Raw genomic sequence first — 18,604 nt, 5'->3', positions numbered from 1 at the left:
GCGGCCCCGAGCGTCCCGCGCGCGCGGGGGAGGACGACTGCCGGGAGACGACGTGAACGCGAATCGAGCACTGGACGAGCTGCTCGCCGGACGGCTGCGGCCGGGCGTCTACCAGTGGCGGACGCCCGCCGTCCCCGGCGCGGTCGGCGACACGTCCTGGACGGAGCGGGCCGAGGAGGCGGGCTGGCACGCCGTCCACCTGGACGGCCGCCGCGCCCGCGACAAGGACGGGTTCCTGCGGGTGTGCGCGGAGGCCTTCGAGTTCCCCGACTGGTTCGGCGGCAACTGGGACGCCCTGGAGGACTGCCTGTCCGACCTGTCGTGGACGCCCGCCAAGAGCGGCTACCTCGTCCTCTACGAGTCGTGGTCGGAACTCGCCGACGCCGACCAGAGCGCGTTCCGGACCGTCCTGGACGTCTTCGGAAGCGCGGTCAAGACGTGGCGGGAGACCTCCACGCCCATGGTGGTGCTGCTGGCGAGCGTGGGCGTGGAGGTCGCGGGCGTCCCCCGGCTAGCGTTCGAGTGAAGGCGCCTGGGGCCGCCGCGGGGCGCGCCGGCCCTAGTACGTCGTGCTGGTGGTCGCGGCGCTGCCGAACACGATCGCCCACAGCCAGAGGTAGAAGACCCAGACGATCAGCCAGAGGCCGGTCACGATGTAGCCGAGGATCAGGCCGGCCGTGGCCATGCCCTGCCCCTCCTCGTGCGTCCGCTTGATCTGGCTCTGCGCGACGTGCCCGAAGATGATCGCCAGGATGGACGTCGTACCGCAGCTGACGATGCCGATCAGGCCCAGGACCATCGCCGCGGTCGCCATGCCGTTGGTCCCGCGGCTGACCGGCGCCGCGCCGCCGTAGTAGTGGTGCTGTACGGGCGGCTGCGAGTACGGCTGGGGAGCGTAGGGGTCGTTCGACCCGTAGCCGTAGGGATCGTACGGGGGCTGGGCCATGGGGGGCTCCCGATCGGTTCGCGCGCCCGCCGCCGAGAGGACGCGCGTGCGCTGATGGGCTGAGGTTCCGGATTATGCCAGTGTGACGTGCCATCGCGAGTTTGTCGCCATGCCGGTCGTCAATGGGTTGGATGCCCCGCGAGCCGTCCGGGTTCCCCCCTTGGCCTGATCTTGCCAGGAGTGTTCGCCCGCCGCGCGGCGCCGGTGCCCGCCGGCCTGCGCCGGGCCCCCGCCGGAGGCGGGCCGCCGGAAGCCGGGGGAGGTCAGAGTTCGTCGCGCAGCCAGGAGATGTCGGCGGCCTGGCCGGCGGCGGGCGTCTCCACCACGACCGGCGCGTCCGCCGCCCGCACCACGGTCAGGATCAGCTCGGGGTCGATGCTGCCGCTGCCGAGGTTGGCGTGCCGGTCGGCGCCGGAGCCGAACGCGTCCCGGCTGTCGTTGCAGTGCACGAGATCGATGCGGCCGGTGATGGCCTTGATCCGGTCGACCGCGTCGACCAGTTCCTCGCCGGCGGCGTGCGCGTGGCAGGTGTCGAGGCAGAACCCGAGCTTGGAGTCCAGCCCCGGGACGCCGGACAGGACCTCCCACAGCCGGGCGATCCGGTCGAACCTGCGGGCCATCGCGTTGCCGCCGCCCGCGGTGTTCTCGATGAGCACCGGGATCGGGCACTCGGTGCGCTCGAACACCTTGCGCCAGTTCTCGAAGCCGGTCTCCGGGTCGTCGTCCTTCAGCACGTGGCCGCCGTGCACGATCAGGCCCTTCGCGCCGATCGACGCGGCCGCCTCCAGCTGCTGCGCGAGGTTCTTGCGGCTCGGGATCCGGATCCGGTTGTTCGAGGTCGCCACGTTGATCGTGTACGGCGCGTGCACGTAGACGTCCACGCCGGAGCCCTCCAGCGCCTCGACGCCCTCCGGCAGGACGGGCTTCTTCCAGCCCTGCGGGTCGCCCAGGAAGAACTGGACGACGTCGGCTCCGACCGCGCGGGCGTTGTCGAGCGGGTTGGTCTGGTCGACGTGGGCTCCGATGCGCATGGCACCGAGGTTAGCCGCGCCGTCCGACGTTTCGGTCCGCAACGCGCTCCGCGGCCCGGGAGCCCCGGGCCGATGCCCGTCCGCGGGCATGCGTCAGCGGCCTCCGGGGCCGGAGGCGCGGTCGCGCCGGGCCGGCGGGGGCGGCGCCGGGGGTGCGGTCAGAGCGAGAAGCCGCCGTGGCTGATCGCGAAGCCGGCGCCGACGAACGACCCCACCATGCCGATGACGTTCAGCCAGCGCTCGTTGGTCGTCGCCGAGATCATCTGCGAGACGAGCGCGAGCGGCAGGCCGATGATGCCGACCAGCAGGCCGACGAAGTGGGCCGAGGGAACGCCCCCGCCGAGGACGAGCGCGGCGATCCCCAGCGTGAACGCCAGGACGGCGAGGACGTCCTGGAGCCGGTGGCTCTCGGCCTCGGCCCGGCTCTCCGCGGTCGCGTGCCCACTGCCGGCTGCGTGCTCTGGCATCGGGACCTCCTCACTTCGTGGTGCCCCGCGCGGTGCGCATGGTGAACGCGGGACCGGACGGACCATGTGCGGTAAAGGAATGCCCAGCGGACAGGAAGATCAACCGGAAGGGCCGCTCGGAAATGTCGGCGCCACCCGGTACGGTCGAACATGGATTCGAGAACACCGGCCGGGATCCGGGGGGACGCCGGGTCCGGGAGGAGCGCGACGTGAGGGAGAGCGTGCCGGCCCGCGCGGGCCGGGGAGCGGAGGCGAGGCGATGAACTCCAGCGAACTCGGGGTCATCGGCGACGCGGAGCTCGTCGAGGAGCTGTCCATGCTGACGACCCAGACCGCCCGCATGCGGGCCCGGATGGCCGACATCATGGCGGAGCTGGATCGGCGGCGCCGCAGGGCGCCCGGCCATCCGGCCACCCGGCGCTAGCCGCGGCCCGGTCCCCCGGCCGCCATGGCGCCGGGCGTCGCCCGGTCCGCTGCCGACCCGGAACCGGCTCGTACGCTGCCGACTGTTGGTAGCCTGTACCGGTCCCGCGGCATGTGCGCCCGGCTAATCCGGGCCCGGCGCGGCCGTGGGGGACGCAAGAGCCCTCCTGTCACGGAGAGACCGTGACCGCCAGTCCAGAGGAGGTAGGGACACAGCATGCGTCGATACGAACTGATGGCGATCCTCGACCCCGGCATCGACGAGCGCACCGCGAACGCGGCGCTCGACCCGTTCCTGAAGGTCGTCAAGGACGGCGGCGGCAGCGTCGAGAAGGTCGACGTCTGGGGCCGGCGGCGCCTGGCGTACGACATCCAGAAGAAGTCCGAAGGCATCTACGCGGTGGTCGACCTGTCGGCTGAGCCTGCCACGGTCAAGGAGCTCGACCGGCAGCTCAACCTGAGCGAGTCGATCCTCCGTACCAAGGTCATCCGCCCCGAGGTCCACTGAGCCCGGCTCAGCCCTCACACCAGCCGGAGCGAGCCCCATGGCAGGCGACACCGTAATCACGATCGTCGGGAACCTCGTCGAGGACCCGAACCTGCGCTTCACCCCCAGCGGCCAGGCGGTCGCGTCCTTCCGCATCGCGTCGACGCCGCGGTTCTTCGACCGCCAGTCGAACGACTGGAAGGACGGCGAGGCGCTCTTCCTCACCTGCAACGTCTGGCGGCAGGCCGCCGAGAACTGCGCCGAGAGCCTGCAGCGCGGCATGCGGGTGATCGTGCAGGGGCGGCTCAAGCAGCGCTCGTACGAGACCCGCGAGGGTGAGAAGCGCACCGTCTTCGAGATCGAGGTCGACGAGGTCGGCCCGTCGCTGCGCAACGCCACCGCCAAGGTCAACAAGACCCAGCGGCAGGGCGGCGGCGGCGGCTTCGGAGGCGGCGGCCAGGGCGGCGGCGGCTTCGGCGGCGGCGGTGGCCAGGGCGGCGGTTTCGGTGACGGCGGCCAGGGTGGCGGCGGCGGCGGCTTCGGCGGCGGCCAGCAGGGCGCCCCGGCCAACGACCCCTGGGCCACCGGCGGCGGCGGCGGTGGGGGCGGCGGTTTCTCCGACGACCCGCCGTTCTAGCCGTCCGGCAAGACTGAACGACACATCCACGTCCATTCCCGCGTGAGCGGGGCTCTCTCGAAGGAGCACCACGATGGCGAAGCCACCTCCCCGCAAGCCGAAGAAGAAGGTTTGCGTTTTCTGCCAGGAGAAGATCTCCTACGTCGACTACAAGGACACGGGCCTGCTGCGGAAGTTCATCTCCGACCGCGGCAAGATCCGTGCCCGGCGGGTGACCGGCAACTGCACCCAGCACCAGCGGGACGTCGCCACGGCGATCAAGAACGCCCGCGAGATGGCGCTGCTGCCGTACACCAGCACCGCGCGCTGAGGCCGGGGGTAACGATCATGAAGCTCATCCTGACCCAGCAGGTCTCCGGGCTCGGCGAGCCCGGCGACGTCATCGAGGTCCGCGACGGCTACGGCCGCAACTACCTCGTCCCGCGCGGATTCGCGATCCAGTGGACCCGCGGCGCCGAGAAGCAGATCGACTCGATCAAGAAGGCCCGCGCGGCCCGCGAGATCGCGACCGTCGAGCACGCCAAGGAGGTCGCCGGCCAGCTGGCGGCCCTGCGGGTGACGCTGCGCACCCGGACCGGCAGCAACGGCCGCCTGTTCGGCGCCGTGACCGCCGCGGACATCGCCGACGCGGTGCGCGCGGCCGACGGCCCCGAGCTGGACCGCCGCCGGATCGAGATCGGCAACCCGATCAAGACGGTCGGCACCCACCGCGTCAGCGTGCGGCTGCACAGCGACGTCAACGCCACGATCGACGTCAACGTCGTCGAGGCCTGAGGCCGCCTGAAGGGCTCCGCCTGAAAGGGTGAGGCCGGAGACCCCGCCGACGGCGGAGGTCCGAGGCCGCGGGAGCCCGCGCCGGCCGCCGGCGCACGCGTTCAGGACGACCCTCGCGTACCGGGATCAACCCGGGCGCGGGGGTCGTTCTGCGTCCGGCCGGGCGTCCGCCCCCGGTCCGGGTCGTCCCCTTTTCCTGCAATCTCTTGCACAAGAACAGGGCTTCCCTCTCCCAGATCTCTCTGGGTTTCATGTGAAACGTCCCTGAACCGCCCGGTGTTTCGGTGATCGTCTGAGCGGCCATGACGTTCCGTGATCACTTCATCGGGGGCGAAGGGGGACGGTGTTGATCGCGCATTCGGGGGACGGCGCGGCCGGCCGGGAACGCGACGGGACGGCGGTGACGCGCCGGTCGGTGATCGGCGGCGTGGTGGGGGCGGGGCTGCTGGAGGTCCTGGCGTTCGGGTCGCCGTTCGGCGACAGGGCGATGGCGGACGGTGCCCCGGCGAGCCCGGACCTGGACGGCGTGACCGGCACGGTGCCGCCCGACGGCACGGTGCCGTCCGACGCGGCCGCCAGCCGCCTGCTCGACGAGCGTGCGCCCCTCTTCACGGCGGACGCACCCCACATCTACACGCGCGCGCAGTGGTCGGCCCGTTCGCCCAAGCGTCCCGCCAAGATCCTGGACCGCGCGCCGGACCACATCGTCGTGCACCACACCGACACGGGGAACTCCACCGACCTCTCGCTCGGGCACGCGTTCAGCCTGTCCCGGTACATCCAGAACTTCCACATGGACAAGCGCGGCTGGGACGACAGCGGCCAGCACCTCACGATCAGCCGGGGCGGCGCCGTGATGGAGGGCCGCAACCGGAGCCTGGCGTCCATCCGGGCCGGTGACCTGGCGGTGGGCGCCCAGGTGCTGCACAACAACGAGCACACCCTCGGGATCGAGAACGAGGGCAACTACATGAACACGGCGCCCCCCGGCCGCCTGTGGGCCTCCCTGATGGAGGTGTGCGTCTGGCTCTGCCGGGCGTACGACCTCGACCCGGGCGAGGCCATCGTCGGGCACCGCGACTACAACGAGACCTCGTGTCCGGGCGACGTGCTGTACTCGCGGCTGCCGGCACTGCGCAGGGCGGTCGCGGACCGGCTGGAGGGCTCGGCGGCGGCGGCGCCGAAGCCGAAGAGCAAACCGAAGAGCAAGCCGAAGGTGAAGCCGAAGGTGAAGCCGAAGAGCAAGCCCAAGCCGCCGCCGAAGCCGAACGGCGGCGACGACTACGGGCCCGGGAACCCGAGCCAGTACTACCACGACGACGACGACTGGCCTGGGCTGCTGAACCTGAACTGGTGATCCGGCCGGGCGGCGCGCGGCCGGCCGGTCAGTTCTCGGGCGTGGTGTAGCGGGTGCGGCGGCGGGCGATCTCGGGGTCGATGCCCTCGACCAGCGACCAGATGCCGGCGACGCGTTCCACCAGCGTCTCGGGCGGCAGCCCGGCCAGGCCCTCCGCCGCCAGGTCGTCGATCGCCTGCGTGAGCCGGGCCATCCGCTCGCCGTGGGTGGAACACATGTTCGAATAGTAGCGAGTGGGATGGGTGAGGCGGGTGGGCTTCCGGAAATCCTCCGGCGCTCCCCCGGCACCGCTACCGGACGGCGCCCGTCACCATCCACCGGTCGCCCCGGGCCCGCAGGGCGAGCGTGACCATCCGCGTCGCCATCCACAGCCCGATCGCCGCCCACAGGCCGACGATGCCCGCGTCCGCCCCGTACAGCAGCAGCGCCGCCGGGAGGAACACGACCGTCGCGACCAGCGTCGTCACCGCCAGGTAGGCGCCGTCGCCCGCCCCGATCAGGATTCCGTCGAGCACGAACACCACGCCCGCGACCGGCTGCAGCACCGCGACCATCACCAGCGACACCAGCAGCAGGTGCCGGACGTCGCCGTCGGAGGTGAACAGGTCCGGCAGCCACGGCCGCACAGCGAGCACGGCCAGCCCGAACACCACCCCGCACGCCACGCCCCAGCCGACCATCCGGCGGGTGACGTCGCGGGTCCCGGAGACGTCCGCCGCGCCCAGGTACCGTCCGGTGATCGCCTGGCCCGCGATCGCGATGGCGTCCAGCGCGAACGCCAGCAGCGTCCACACCTGGAACCCGACCTGGTAAGCGGCGATCTCCGCGTCGCCCATCCGCGCGGCGATCGACGTCCCGACGATCAGCACGATCCGCAGCGCCGCCGTCCGCAGCAGCAGCCCGAGCCCGGCCGTCGCTGACGTCCGCAGCCCGGCCCAGTCCGGCCGGACCGGCGCGCCCTCCCGCCGCGCCGCGCGCAGCACCACCGCCACGTACACCGCCGCGCTTCCGGTCTGCGCGAGCACGGTGCCCCACGCCGACCCGGCGATCCCCCACCCGAGCACCAGCACGAACACCGCGTTGAGCAGCAGGTTCAGGCTGAACCCGCCGATCGAGACGGCCAGCGGCGTCCGGGTGTCCTGGAGGCCGCGCAGCACGCCCGTCCCGGCCAGCACCACCAGCATCGACGGGATCCCGAAGAGGCTGATCCGCAGGTACGTCTCCGCGAACGGCGCCACCGCGGCGGACGCGCCGAACGCGTCCACGATCGGCGGGATCAGCGGCCAGCCCGCCGCGATCAGCACCGCGCCGATCGCGACCGCCAGCCACATCCCGTCGATGCCCTGCCGCACCGCCGCCCGCCGGTCCCCCGCGCCGATCTGCCGCGCGACGCCCGCCGTCGTACCGTAGGCGAGGAAGACGCACAGGTAGACCAGCGTGTTCAGGGCCTGCCCGGCGACGCCGAGACCGCCGAGTTGCGCCGTCCCGAGATGGCCCACGATGGCCGAGTCCGACAGCAGGAACAGCGGTTCCGCGACGAGGGCGCCGAACGCGGGCACCGCCAGCCGCAGGATCTCCCGGTCATGCCGGCTCGCCCGGAACCTCACCATGCGCTCTCCGGCCTCTGTAACTCTTCAAAGAAGTTCACACATTACATCACCCGGATCGCCCGACTTTCTCTTCCCCACACCCGGTGGACGACGTTCTCGCAGCTCACGCGGTACCGCCAAAAGCAGCGAACGAACTTTCCCCAGAGTTGTCCACAGGTCGTGCACAACGTGTCCCGCGTGTCTGCACAGGTATTCCACAGGTTCGTCCACACGCTGCTTTGCCCTCACCCGCGTGGGCTCGGGAGAATGTCCGACGCCTGAGGTAGACGTGATGAGGAACGGTCGGCGAGGGGCGGACGGGGCGCCCGGCGGCCGGGAGGAAGGGGGTGCGCCAGGTGAGCGTCACCGAGCTCGGACCGCACGAGCAGGAGTTCGAACGCACCCCACCGCACGACATCGCGGCCGAGCAGGGCGTCCTCGGCGGCATGCTGCTCTCCCAGGACGCCATCGCCGAGGTCGTCGAGGTGCTCCGCACCCAGGACTTCTACCGCCCCGCGCACCAGATCATCTACGACATCGTCCTCGACCTGTACGGCCGCGGCGACCCCGCCGACGCCGTCACCGTCGCCGGCGAGCTGACCAAGCGCGGCGAGATCGGCCGCATCGGCGGCGCCCCCTACCTGCACACGCTCATCTCGTCGGTGCCCACCGCCGCGAACGCCGGCTACTACGCCAAGATCGTCCACGAGCGCTCGGTGCTGCGCCGCCTCGTGGAGACCGGCACCCGCATCGTCCAGATGGGCTACGCCGCCGACGGCGCCGACGCCGACGAGGTCCTCGACCGCGCCCAGGCCGAGGTCTTCGCCATCGCCGAGAAGCGCGCCGGCGAGGACTACGTGCCGCTCAGCGAGATCATGCCCGGCGCCCTCGACGAGATCGAGGCGATCGGCAGCCGCGGCGGCCAGATGGTCGGCTGCCCCACCGGCTTCGCCGACCTCGACGCCCTCACCAACGGCCTGCACCCCGGCCAGATGATCGTCGTCGCCGCCCGCCCCGCGATGGGCAAGGCGCTCGAGCTGGACACGCCGCTTCCGACGCCGACCGGCTGGACGACGATGGGCCGGGTCGCGGTAGGCGACCACCTGATCGGGGCGGACGGCAGGCCGACCCGCGTGGTCGCGGCGACCGAGGTCATGCACGGCCGCCCCTGCTACGAGATCGAGTTCTCCGACGGCGAGGTCATCGTCGCCGACGCCGAGCACCAGTGGCGCACCGTCACCGACGACGGGCACGGCGCGCCCCGCGACATCACGACGCCCGCGCACGGCACCGAGCGTCCTCCAGGCGGGGACGCTGCGCCGCCCACCACCTGCGGCCCGCACGCCCGGCACGGCGCGGCCGCGCACCGGAGGGCCGTCGCGCACCTCACCGCCCGGACTCCCGCCCCGGTCGTCGCCACCGCCACTCCATGGGGCTCCCAGATCACCGTGGAGGCCGCCCGCCACAGCGGCATCGCCTGCCGGAACCGCCGCGCCGGCGCGCGCGCGGCCGACCCGTCGGGGCCGGCCCGGATCCGGACGACCGAGGAGATCTTCGCCGACCTGCGCCGCGGCGCGCGCCGCCACGCCGTCGAGGTCGCCGCCGCGCTCGACCTGCCCGACGCCGACCTGCCCGTCGACCCGTACGTCCTCGGCGTGTGGCTCGGCGCGGGCGAGGACGGCGACGGCCGCATCACCTGCCTCGACGGGGCCGTCATCACCGAGGTCGAGTTGGCCGGGCAGCCGGTCGTCCCCGAACCCCTCCCCGGCTGCTACGTCCTGCCCGGCCTCGACGGGCGGCTCGCCGCCCTCGGCCTGCTGGACGGCAGGCACGTCCCCGCCGCCTACCTGCGGGCGTCCGCCGCCCAGCGGCGCGCGCTGCTGGCCGGGCTCCTCGACACGTGCGGCAAGACGTCCCCGGCCGGGCGCGTCGACGTGGCCCTCCCGTCCCCGCGGCTCGCCGAGGGGATCCGCGAACTCCTCGTCGGCCTCGGCCATCTCGCCGTCCTGGACCCCCGCGACGAGCCGGTGCACCACATCGCCTTCACCCCGGACGAGCCGGTGTTCCGGGCCCGCCACTCGACCGACCGGCACCGCACGGCCGCGCACCCCGATGCGCGGATGCGGCACATCGTGGACGTGCGCCCGGTCGCGAGCGTGCCGGTCCGGTGCGTCCAGGTCGACAACGCCGACCACATGTACCTCGCCGGGCGCTCCTGCGTCCCGACGCACAACTCGACCCTCGCGCTCGACTTCGCCCGCGCCGCGTCCATCAAGCACGGCCTGACCTCGGCGTTCTTCAGCCTGGAGATGGGCCGCAACGAGATCACGATGCGGCTGCTGTCGGCGGAGGCGCGTGTGGCGCTGCACGCCATGCGGTCCGGCACCATGCAGGACGAGGACTGGACGCGCCTCGCCCGGCGGATGAGCGAGGTCGCCGAGGCACCGCTGTTCATCGACGACTCGCCGAACATGTCGATGATGGAGATCCGGGCGAAGTGCCGGCGGCTGAAGCAGCAGCACGACCTCCGCCTGGTGATCATCGACTACCTGCAGCTGATGACGTCCGGCAAGCGGGTCGAGAGCCGCCAGGTCGAGGTGTCGGAGTTCTCCCGCTCGCTGAAGCTGCTCGCCAAGGAGCTGGGCGTCCCCGTCATCGCGCTGTCGCAGCTCAACCGTGGTCCCGAGCAGCGAACCGACAAGAAGCCCATGGTGTCCGACCTGCGCGAATCGGGGTGCGTGACCGCCTCCACCCGCCTCATGCGCGCGGACACGAACGAGGAGGTCACGATCGGGGAACTGCTCGCGAGCGGGGCCCGCGACGTTCCGGTCTGGGCCTTGGACGAGCGGTTGAAGTTCGTTCCTCGTACGATGACCCACGCGTTTCCGAGCGGACGCAAGGAGGTCTTCCGCGTGACGCTGGCCTCCGGGAAGCAGATCGAGGCCACTGCCAACCATCCTTTCCTCACCTATGGCGGCTGGACGCCCCTGGGCGAGTTGGAGCCCGGGGCGCGCGTCGCGACCGCCAGGCATGTGCCGCCGCCGCTGAAGCCCGTCGCCTGGCCCGAGGCCGAGGTCGTGCTCCTCGCTCACCTCATCGGCGACGGTTCCTTCGTCAAGCGCCAGCCAATTCGCTATGCCAGCAAGGACGAAGCCTGCCTGCGGGCGGTGACCGAGGCGGCCGGACACTTCGGCATCACAGCCGTCAGGGACGAGTACGCAGCCGCTCGGGTGACGACACTGCGCCTTCCTGCGCCGCACCGGCTCACGCACGGCCGCCGGAACCCGATCGCCGCGTGGCTCGACGGATTGGGACTGTTCGGGCTGCGCTCGCACGAGAAGTTCGTGCCCGCGCCGGTGTTCGCTCTGCCGAAGGGGCAGATCGCGCTCTTCCTCAGGCACCTGTGGGCGACCGATGGATGCGTCCACTGGGACGCCCGCCGACGACGATGCGGCGTCTATTACGCGTCCACGAGCCGACGCTTGGTCGAGGACGTTTCCAGGCTTCTCCTGCGCTTCGGCATACACTCCCGCGTGAAGACCGTCATCAAGGGGGACTACCGTCCCGGCTATCAGCTACATCTGTACGGCGCCGAGAACCAACTGGCGTTCTTCGACGCCGTACGGGTGCACGGCGCACGTGGAGTGGTGGCCGCCAGAGCCGCGGAAGACCTTCGACGTCTGCGAGCCAACACCAACCGAGACACCGTTCCCATGGAAGTCTGGGACGACGTTCGACGGATTCTTGCCGAGCAACAAATGCCCCATCGGGAGTTCGCTGCGGCGATCGGGACCGAGTTCTGCGGCAGCAGCCTTTGGAAGCGCGCTCCCAGCCGTGCACGCCTCGGTCGCGTGGCGAGCGTGCTGGAGAGCACCGAACTGGAGATGCTGTGCACCAACGATGTGTTCTGGGATGAGATCACCGAGGTGGAGAGCATCGGTGAGCAAGACGTCTACGACGCCACCGTGCTCGGTCTGCACAACTTCCTCGCCAACGGCGTCTCCCTCCACAACAGCATCGAACAGGACGCGGACATGGTGATCCTGCTGCACCGCGAGGACGCCTACGAGAAGGAGTCGCCGCGCGCGGGCGAGGCCGACCTGATCGTCGCGAAGCACCGCAACGGCCCCACCGCCACGGTGACGGTCGCCTTCCAGGGCCACTACAGCCGCTTCGTCGACATGGCCCAATAACGCCCCATCGAGGAGACCGCCGCCCCGCGCCATAATGCCGATCATGGGGCGCCCTCCGCAGATCCTGGCATGCTCGGGCATCGTCCATCCGCCCGGCGATCTGCCGCCCGAGCGGCTGGGCGACCAGATCGGCCAGGCGATGCGGCTGGCCGAGGTCGCGCGCCCGCGGGTCTGCTACATCGCGACGGCCGTGGGCGACCAGCGCCCCTACATCGACCGCTGGTACGAACGGGCCTCGCGATACAGGCCCGCCGACCTGACGCACCTGGAGCTGTTCGTCCGGCCCAACGTCCCTGACACGGCCGCGCACCTGCTGAAGCAGGACGTCGTCTTCGTGTCCGGTGGCAGCGTGGTGAACCTGCTGGCGGTCTGGCGTGCTCACCGCCTGGACGAGATTCTGCGCGAGTGCTGGGACAAGGGAGTCGTCCTCGCCGGCCGGAGCGCAGGCAGCCTGTGCCGGCACTCCGGAGGCGTGACCGACTCCTTCGGTGACTCGCTGTCGGTGCTGGACGACGGCCTCGGATTCCTGCCCTTCAGCAACGGCGTCCACGACGACCTGCCCGACCAGCCGCGCCGGGCACGGTACCGGCAGGCGGTGGCGGACGGGCTGCTGCCTGCGGGCCACGCCACCGAAGACGGTGTCGGCCTCCACTACGTCGGCACCCACTTGCACAGGGCACTGGCTGTGTTGCCCGGTCGCCGCGCGTGGCACGTCCGGCCCGACCGGGTTACGGCGATAGAAGCGGAACTACGCCTTCCGTGAGCGCCCAGCGGCAGGGGCTGCGTGAGCGGGTTGCGGGGCGTCTTGGGGGTTGCCGGAATCGGCGGGGGTGTGACGGTGTTCGGGGCGGGTTTCAGATGGGGACGGTGATTCCGGCGGCGCGCAGTTCGGCCAGTGCTCTGGAGAGGCATTGGTCGGCGGTGGCGCCGTCGGCGCGTATGCCGTGAGGCAAGGGGCCGCTGCTCGCCGCGAAGGTCCAGGCGGGGCGGCCTTCGGCGAGGCGTTCGGCGTCCACTCTGAGGAGGGCGTTGACGCCCTGTTCGGCGAGCCATTCCAGGATGAGCAGAGCGGCGTCCTCGATGCCGTCCCGTGTCTTCGGCCATCGGTGCCTGCGCGTCGCCACGCCACGACTCTAGTGACGCGGGTGTTTCGGGGAACTCGGGTGGATTCGGTCACGTCCATCTGGGGGTGCAGGGGAGTCGGTGGGTGTGCGTGGTGGTCGCCGTCGTGGCGGCCGTTGCGGGGGGCGTCGGGCTGGGGACGGCGGACCGGGGGATCGAGCGGCGGTCCGCGGTGGTGTCCGGGGTGCCGGTCGAGGTGGTGCGGCCGGACGGCGCGGCGGGGCGGCTTCCGGGGGTGGTGGTCGCGCCCGGTCTGGCGTCGAGCATGCAGCTCATGCGGGGCTTCGCGGACACGCTGGCGCGGCGGGGGTACGTGGTCGAGCTGGTGGACCTGGCGGGCGGCGGTGCCAGTACGGAGCGGTTGCCGGGCCTGGGGGACGGGCCGGCGGCGGATGCGCGGCTGGACCGGGACCTGGACGTCGCGGTCCGCCATCTGCGGGCCGTGCCGGGGGTGGACGGGGACCGGATCGGGCTTCTCGGGCATTCGATGGGCGCGGCGGCCGCGGTGCGTTACGCGGGCGCGCATCCGGACGTGGCGGCGACGGTGGCGATCTCGCAGGGGGCGATGCCCTTCGGCGGGTCGGCGTCGAGCCCGCGGGATCTGCTGCTGATCGCGGGCGGGTTGGAGTTCGCCGGCTACCGGGACGGGGCCGTCGGGGCGTTGCGGGCGGCGTACCCGCAGGGGCGGGCGGGGGTCACGTACGGGGATCCGCGTGCCGGGACGGCGCGGCGGGCCGTCATCGTGGGCGGCGCCGAGCATGTGGGCGTCCTCTTCCAGCCGCGGACGCACCGCGAGGTCGCGGCGTGGTTCGATCGGGCCTTCGGGCGCGCCGGCGGGGCGCCCCGCGTCGGGATCCGGCCCTTCCAGCGGGCGGGTTCGGCGATGCTGCTGCATCTGGCGGCGGTGCTGAGCTTCGCGGCGATCGCGTCGGCGCTGCTGGGGCGGCCCGCCGGTGAGCGCGGCGCGGTCGCGAAGCTTCCTCTGGGCCTCGCGCTGGGGGTGCCGGTGGTGGCCGTTCTTGCGGCGGTCGGGGTTGTGGGGGCGATTCCGCGTGGGGTGCTTCCGGTCGGGGTCGCGGGGCCGCTGGCCGGGTTCTTCGGCGTCGTCGGTCTCCTGTGCGCCGCGTTGCCGGTCATGCGAGGGAAGGGGCGTGAGGGGCTGGGACGGCCGCGGATCGTCGCGTCCGCCGCCGTGCTGGTCGTGCTGACCGTGGTGTCGTTCGCCGTGCCCGCTCAGCTGGGGTGGGCGCATGCCGTTCCGGTCGGGCCGAGGGTGTGGGCGCTGATACCGGTCGTCGTGTGCGCCATGGTGTTCTTCGCGGGGATCGAGCTGCTGTGCGACGGATACAGCGCGCGCGCCGCCGCGCTGATCCACGCGTGGACGGCGGCAGGCGCGCTGGCGGGTCTGGCGCTCGCCGCGGCGCTCGGGCTGGTGTCGTGGCTGGTGCTGCTGGCGGCGCCGCTGATCGCCGGGTTGCTGGTCTGGCAGGGCGTCCAGGCGGCGGCGTTGCGCGCCGTCCGCGCGCCGGTGTGGGTGACGGCGCTGGTGGGCGGCGTCCTGCTGGCCTGGCCGATCGCCGTGACGATGCCGATCGGCTGACCCGGGGGTCTCAGCGGGCGGGGCGTTCGAAGATGAGCTCGCGGCCGTCGCGTTCGTCCCACTGCTCGCCGACGTGGCGGAATCCGTTGCCGGCGAGCGTCGCCAGGGACGCGGCGTTGTCGGGGCTGATCGTGGCCCGGACGGTCCGGACGGACGGTTCGGCGGCGGCCCGGGCGAGGAGCGCGGCGAGCATCGCGGTGGCGTGTCCGCGACGCCGGTGGGCGGGGGCGACGGAGTAGGAGATCTCGACGGTGCCGTTCTCGTCGGGCGCGGAGTGGAAGCCCGTGTGGCCGACGACGGCGCCCTCGGGTTCGGCGACGGCGGCGCGGACGATCCAGGCGGCGTCCTCGGGGGACCGTTCCAGCTGGTCGAGCCGGTACCGCCACAGCCATTTCGCGTCCTCGGTGAGGAAGTACGCGGTGAGGGGGGCTCCGGCGAGGGCGGAGGCGGTCGGGAGGTCGCCGTCCAGCAGCGCGGTCATCACCGGGGGCGGGAGTTCGACGAAGCGGAGGGTCGAGGTCATGGGCGGTTCCCGGCGTGGTGTTCGCTGACGCGGGCGAGCATCTCGGTGAAGCGGGCGCGTTCCGGCGGGGACAGCGGCGCGAGCAGCTCGTCCTGGATGCCGGCGAGGACGCGGTCGAGTTCGCGCAGGTGGCTGCGGCCGGCGGGGGTGAGCGTGATGATGTTGCGGCGCCGGTCGGCGGGGTCGGGGGCGCGCTCGACGAGCTTCTTGTCGGCCATCTGGTTGAGCGCGGCGACGACGTCGCTGCGGTCGATGGCGGCGCGGCGGCCGAGGTCGGCCTGGCTGGCCGGGCCGTACTCCTCCAGCGTGGCGAGCAGCCGGTAGTGGTAGCCGCGGGCGCCGGCGGCGGCGAAGCGGTCGGCGACGAGCCGGTGGCTGTGCGCGGACACCTGGTTGATCAGCCAGCTGGCGGCGTGCCGGAGCCGTTCGGGCTGCCGGGCGTCGTCGGTGATCATGCGGGCCAGTCTACTTGTTGGCAGCACCAATGAATAGCTGTACTGTTGGCTCTACCAACGTTGGCCATGCCAATGAATCTAGGAGGAGTCATGGAACAGCGCGACCGCGACGAGCTCACCGACCTGATCGGGCGGCTCGGCCAGTGGCTGGACGGCAAGCGGTTCGACGACCCGCGCGCGGTCTTCACCGAGGACGCCGAGGTCACGACGCCCGGCGGGACGTCCAAGGGGGCCGACGCGCTCGCCGCGCAGGCCCGCCGCAACCACACCGTCCCGACCCAGCACTTCGTCACGAACCCGCTCATCGAGGTCGACGGCGACCGCGCCGCCATCGGCGCCAACCTGCTGGTCGTCTTCGCGCACGAGGACGGCCCGCGCATGATCGGCGAGCGCTACGACCTCCAGGCCGCGCGGACGCCGGACGGCTGGCGCATCGCCGGCGTCCGCTCGACCCTGATCTGGGACCTGCGGGCCGCCTGACCCCGGTCAGGGCGAGGTGAATGAGGTGAGTTGCTCGGACAGCTCGCGGAGGCGGGCGCGGGCCCGCGGGTCGTACGCCTGGCCGTCGGCGCGGGACTCGCGCAGCCCGTCGAAGAACCGGCCGGACACCTCGTCGAGCGCCGGATCGGTGACGAGCCGGTGCGTCGCGCGGACGCCCTCCTCCAGCGTGCTGATCGGCGAGGCGACCATCTTCGTCGGCATGTAGGTGGCCGGGTGCAGGGCGTTCGCGGTGACGCCCGTCCCGGCCAGCTCGCCGGCCAGGTCGATGGTGAACAGGATCTGCGCGAGCTTGCTCTGGCAGTACGCCCGCGTCCCGCTGTAGCCGCGGGTGATCATCGGGTCGTCGAAGTCGATGGCGGTCTGGCCGAGGCTGCTGACGTTGACGATCCGGGCCGGCGCCGACGCGGTCAGCGTGGGCAGCAGCAGCCGGGTCAGCAGGTACCCGGACAGGTAGTTGACCTGGAAGGTCAGCTCGTGGCCGTCGGCGCTCTCGCGGCGCGGTCCGGCGCTGCCGATGCCCGCGTTGTTGACCAGGACGTCCAGCCGGGGGTGGTCGGCGCGGACCGCCTCGGCGAGCGCGCGGGTCTCGGCGAGCGACGACAGGTCCGCCCGGTACCAGGACGCCCTGCCGCCGATCTCCTTGAGGGTCTCCTCGCCGCGCCGGTCGTCGCGGCCGTGCACCAGGACCGTCGCGCCCTCGGCGGCGAGCTCGGCGGCCAGGGCGCGGCCGAGGCCGTCGGTCGCGCCGGTGATCAGGATGGTCTGCTGGTCGATGGGACGCATGATCCCATGGTGCTCGGCGGGCGGCGGTCGTAACCAGGGCGCGCCCAGCCTGGTATCCGGACCAACAGGCTGGACGCCCCGGGCGCGTCGACCTGCGTGCCGAGCGTCTCGAAGGTCAGCGGGGCCGCGCGGCCACGAGCCGCCACAGCGACGTGGTCTCGGACGAGCGGGCCGCGTGGAGCGGGTCGTCCGGATCGGCGGCGCGCGGGTGCGCGGGGCGCGCGTCGAGGCGCCCGGCGACGGCCAGGCCGGCCGCGTCGACCAGCCGCGGCAGCTCGTCGCGGGTGCGCAGGCCGAGGTGCTCGGCCAGGTCGGACAGGATCAGCCAGCCCTCGCCGCCCGGTTCCAGGCGGTCCGCGAGGCCGGTGAGGAAACCGCGGAGCATCCGGCTCTCCGGGTCGTACACGGCGCGTTCCAGCGGCGTGGCCGGCTTCCCCGGAACCCACGGCGGGTTGCACACGACGAGCGGGGCGCGTCCCGCCGGGAACAGGTCGGCCTCGACGAGTTCGACGTGCTTCGCCACGTCCAGCCGCTCGATGTTCTCCTGGGCGCACGCGAGCGCGCGCGGGTCCTGGTCGGTCGCGACGATGCGCCGCACTCCCCGGCGTGCCAGCACCGCGGCGAGCACACCGGTTCCCGTGCCGATGTCGAACGCGACCGTGGTCGCGGGCAGCGGCGCCTGCGCGACCAGGTCGACGTACTCGCCCCGCACAGGGGAGAACACCCCGTAGTGCGGGTGGATGCGGTCGCCTCCCAGCGCGGGGATCGGAACGCCCTTCTCGCGCCATTCGTGCGCGCCGATGAGGCCGAGAAGCTCCCGCAGGGACATGACGTAAGGCTCGTCGTCCGGCCCGTACGCCTCCGTGCACGCCTGCGCCACGTCCGGCGCCCGCCGCAAGGGGATCGTGTGACCGGCCTCGAAGGGGATGAGCAGCATGCCGAGCGTCCGGGCGCGCTGCGCGCGCGCCTGCCGGTAGAGGTGGAACGCCTGCACCTGCGACGGTTCGGGTTTCCGCCTGCGCTTGCGCGGCGTCCGGTCGGCCCGCCGCGCCATCGCCGCGAGCAGCTGCCGCGCGTTCTGGAAGTCGCCGCGCCACAGCAGCGCCGTCCCCTCGCACGCCAGCCGGTACGCCTCGTCCGCGCGCGTCGCGTCGTCGGTGACCACCACGCGGCGGGGCGGGGCGGCGCCGCTCTCCGACCGCCACCGCGCCGAGCGGTCCCGGCCGTCCTCGCGCCAGCCGATCACGGTCCGCTCGTCCACACCGAGCAGGGTAGCGGCGGCGACGGGACAGGTGGGACGATCACCCCCATGCGCCTACCAGGTCCGTTGCACGTGCTGAACGAGGGCTTGGCCTTCCTCCTGGAGCTCGCCGCGCTGGCCGCGCTGGCGTGGTGGGGCTTCACGGCGGGCGGGAACGTGATCGTGCACATCGTCCTCGGCCTGGGGACGCCGGTGGCCGCGATGGTCCTGTGGGGCATGTTCGCCGCGCCCCGCGCCCGCTTCAAGGTCGCGCTGCCGTTCGTCCTGCTGGTGAAGGCGGTCGTCTTCGGCGCCGGGGCGCTCGCGCTGTACGGCGTGGGGCGGTCGGCCCTCGCGGTCGGGTTCGCCGTCGTCGCGCTTCTCAACACCGCCCTCGCCACCCTCGACCGCGACGCCGCCTTCCGCACCGCCGCCCGATGAGCTGAATCCCGCCACGCCTCTACGGGGGCGGGAAC

At 72.5% G+C, this 18,604-nt stretch carries 22 protein-coding genes; 12 read left to right on the top strand and 10 right to left on the bottom strand.

Annotation, left to right across the window (positions count from 1 at the left end; all coding sequences use genetic code 11):
• Positions 1-52 precede the first annotated feature (52 nt).
• Entirely contained in the window at positions 53-526 is a 474-nt protein-coding gene (locus tag J4557_RS49355; protein WP_208265732.1) for a barstar family protein, read from the top strand.
• 33 nt (positions 527-559) lie between these two features.
• Here the strand turns inward: J4557_RS49355 and J4557_RS07760 are convergent, their stop codons facing one another.
• The 3 genes from J4557_RS07760 to J4557_RS07750 all read right to left on the bottom strand — a co-directional run bounded on the left by J4557_RS07760 (position 560) and on the right by J4557_RS07750 (position 2,444).
• On the bottom strand, positions 560-946 hold the full coding sequence (locus J4557_RS07760) for a DUF4190 domain-containing protein (protein WP_208265731.1): 387 nt from the start codon (positions 944-946) through the stop codon (positions 560-562).
• A gap of 263 nt (positions 947-1,209) precedes the next feature.
• Entirely contained in the window at positions 1,210-1,977 is a 768-nt protein-coding gene (locus J4557_RS07755; protein WP_208265730.1) for a deoxyribonuclease IV, read from the bottom strand.
• Positions 1,978-2,135: 158 nt separating this feature from the next.
• Positions 2,136-2,444 carry a hypothetical protein gene (locus tag J4557_RS07750; protein ID WP_208265729.1) on the bottom strand — a complete coding sequence of 103 codons (309 nt, stop codon included), beginning with the start codon at positions 2,442-2,444 and terminating at the stop codon, positions 2,136-2,138.
• A gap of 259 nt (positions 2,445-2,703) precedes the next feature.
• Between J4557_RS07750 and J4557_RS07745 the strand changes: the two genes are divergently transcribed.
• From J4557_RS07745 to J4557_RS07720, 6 genes are all read left to right on the top strand, one after another.
• The gene (locus J4557_RS07745) at positions 2,704-2,868 is read left to right on the top strand and encodes a hypothetical protein (RefSeq protein ID WP_208265728.1); all 165 of its coding nucleotides are present in this window, start codon (positions 2,704-2,706) and stop codon (positions 2,866-2,868) included.
• Positions 2,869-3,084: 216 nt separating this feature from the next.
• A complete protein-coding gene (gene rpsF / locus J4557_RS07740; protein WP_151540987.1) occupies positions 3,085-3,375 on the top strand; it encodes a 30S ribosomal protein S6 in 291 nt (96 codons plus the stop codon).
• Between the two features lie 37 nt (positions 3,376-3,412).
• Entirely contained in the window at positions 3,413-3,991 is a 579-nt protein-coding gene (locus tag J4557_RS07735; RefSeq protein ID WP_208265727.1) for a single-stranded DNA-binding protein, read from the top strand.
• A gap of 73 nt (positions 3,992-4,064) precedes the next feature.
• A complete protein-coding gene (rpsR, locus tag J4557_RS07730) occupies positions 4,065-4,301 on the top strand; it encodes a 30S ribosomal protein S18 (protein ID WP_019631633.1) in 237 nt (78 codons plus the stop codon).
• A 17-nt stretch (positions 4,302-4,318) separates the two neighbouring features.
• Positions 4,319-4,765, top strand: a complete 447-nt coding sequence (gene rplI, locus J4557_RS07725) for a 50S ribosomal protein L9 (protein ID WP_208265726.1) — start codon at positions 4,319-4,321, stop codon at positions 4,763-4,765.
• A 343-nt stretch (positions 4,766-5,108) separates the two neighbouring features.
• On the top strand, positions 5,109-6,122 hold the full coding sequence (locus tag J4557_RS07720) for a peptidoglycan recognition protein family protein (protein ID WP_307799511.1): 1,014 nt from the start codon (positions 5,109-5,111) through the stop codon (positions 6,120-6,122).
• 28 nt (positions 6,123-6,150) lie between these two features.
• Here J4557_RS07720 and J4557_RS07715 read toward each other — a convergent pair whose 3' ends face one another.
• Together J4557_RS07715 and J4557_RS07710 are read right to left on the bottom strand one after the other, a co-directional pair.
• Entirely contained in the window at positions 6,151-6,339 is a 189-nt protein-coding gene (locus J4557_RS07715; protein WP_190863092.1) for a hypothetical protein, read from the bottom strand.
• A gap of 73 nt (positions 6,340-6,412) precedes the next feature.
• Positions 6,413-7,732 (bottom strand): MATE family efflux transporter, encoded by a 1,320-nt coding sequence (locus J4557_RS07710; RefSeq protein WP_208265725.1) that lies wholly within the window; start codon positions 7,730-7,732, stop codon positions 6,413-6,415.
• A gap of 335 nt (positions 7,733-8,067) precedes the next feature.
• Between J4557_RS07710 and J4557_RS07705 the strand changes: the two genes are divergently transcribed.
• Entirely contained in the window at positions 8,068-11,904 is a 3,837-nt protein-coding gene (locus J4557_RS07705; protein ID WP_208265724.1) for a replicative DNA helicase, read from the top strand.
• 43 nt (positions 11,905-11,947) lie between these two features.
• Positions 11,948-12,667, top strand: coding sequence for a Type 1 glutamine amidotransferase-like domain-containing protein (locus J4557_RS07700; protein WP_208265723.1), 720 nt, complete (start codon positions 11,948-11,950; stop codon positions 12,665-12,667).
• Between the two features lie 91 nt (positions 12,668-12,758).
• Here the strand turns inward: J4557_RS07700 and J4557_RS07695 are convergent, their stop codons facing one another.
• On the bottom strand, positions 12,759-13,028 hold the full coding sequence (locus J4557_RS07695) for a hypothetical protein (RefSeq protein WP_208265722.1): 270 nt from the start codon (positions 13,026-13,028) through the stop codon (positions 12,759-12,761).
• An 83-nt stretch (positions 13,029-13,111) separates the two neighbouring features.
• On the opposite strand from J4557_RS07695, the gene J4557_RS07690 reads away from it, so the two are divergent.
• Entirely contained in the window at positions 13,112-14,626 is a 1,515-nt protein-coding gene (locus J4557_RS07690; RefSeq protein WP_208265721.1) for an alpha/beta hydrolase, read from the top strand.
• Between the two features lie 10 nt (positions 14,627-14,636).
• Here the strand turns inward: J4557_RS07690 and J4557_RS07685 are convergent, their stop codons facing one another.
• Together J4557_RS07685 and J4557_RS07680 are read right to left on the bottom strand one after the other, a co-directional pair.
• A complete protein-coding gene (locus J4557_RS07685) occupies positions 14,637-15,149 on the bottom strand; it encodes a GNAT family N-acetyltransferase (RefSeq protein ID WP_208265720.1) in 513 nt (170 codons plus the stop codon).
• A complete protein-coding gene (locus J4557_RS07680) occupies positions 15,146-15,604 on the bottom strand; it encodes a MarR family winged helix-turn-helix transcriptional regulator (protein WP_208265719.1) in 459 nt (152 codons plus the stop codon). The genes J4557_RS07685 and J4557_RS07680 overlap by 4 nt, the downstream gene beginning before the upstream one ends.
• 90 nt (positions 15,605-15,694) lie before the next feature.
• On the opposite strand from J4557_RS07680, the gene J4557_RS07675 reads away from it, so the two are divergent.
• Positions 15,695-16,084 (top strand): nuclear transport factor 2 family protein, encoded by a 390-nt coding sequence (locus tag J4557_RS07675; RefSeq protein WP_243775408.1) that lies wholly within the window; start codon positions 15,695-15,697, stop codon positions 16,082-16,084.
• Between the two features lie 6 nt (positions 16,085-16,090).
• On the opposite strand, the gene J4557_RS07670 is transcribed toward J4557_RS07675, so the two are convergent.
• Together J4557_RS07670 and J4557_RS51570 are read right to left on the bottom strand one after the other, a co-directional pair.
• Entirely contained in the window at positions 16,091-16,888 is a 798-nt protein-coding gene (locus tag J4557_RS07670; RefSeq protein WP_208265717.1) for an SDR family NAD(P)-dependent oxidoreductase, read from the bottom strand.
• A 115-nt stretch (positions 16,889-17,003) separates the two neighbouring features.
• Positions 17,004-18,149: a methyltransferase gene (locus J4557_RS51570; protein ID WP_208265716.1), complete on the bottom strand. Its 1,146-nt coding sequence runs from the start codon at positions 18,147-18,149 to the stop codon at positions 17,004-17,006.
• Between the two features lie 48 nt (positions 18,150-18,197).
• On the opposite strand from J4557_RS51570, the gene J4557_RS07660 reads away from it, so the two are divergent.
• The gene (locus tag J4557_RS07660; protein WP_243775407.1) at positions 18,198-18,569 is read left to right on the top strand and encodes a YrdB family protein; all 372 of its coding nucleotides are present in this window, start codon (positions 18,198-18,200) and stop codon (positions 18,567-18,569) included.
• Positions 18,570-18,604 lie beyond the last annotated feature (35 nt).

This window comes from Actinomadura nitritigenes, assembly GCF_017573545.1.
Lineage (GTDB): Bacteria > Actinomycetota > Actinomycetes > Streptosporangiales > Streptosporangiaceae > Spirillospora > Spirillospora nitritigenes.
The sequence above is the reverse complement of the archived record's forward strand: the minus strand, read 5'-3'. Positions and strand labels throughout refer to the sequence as shown.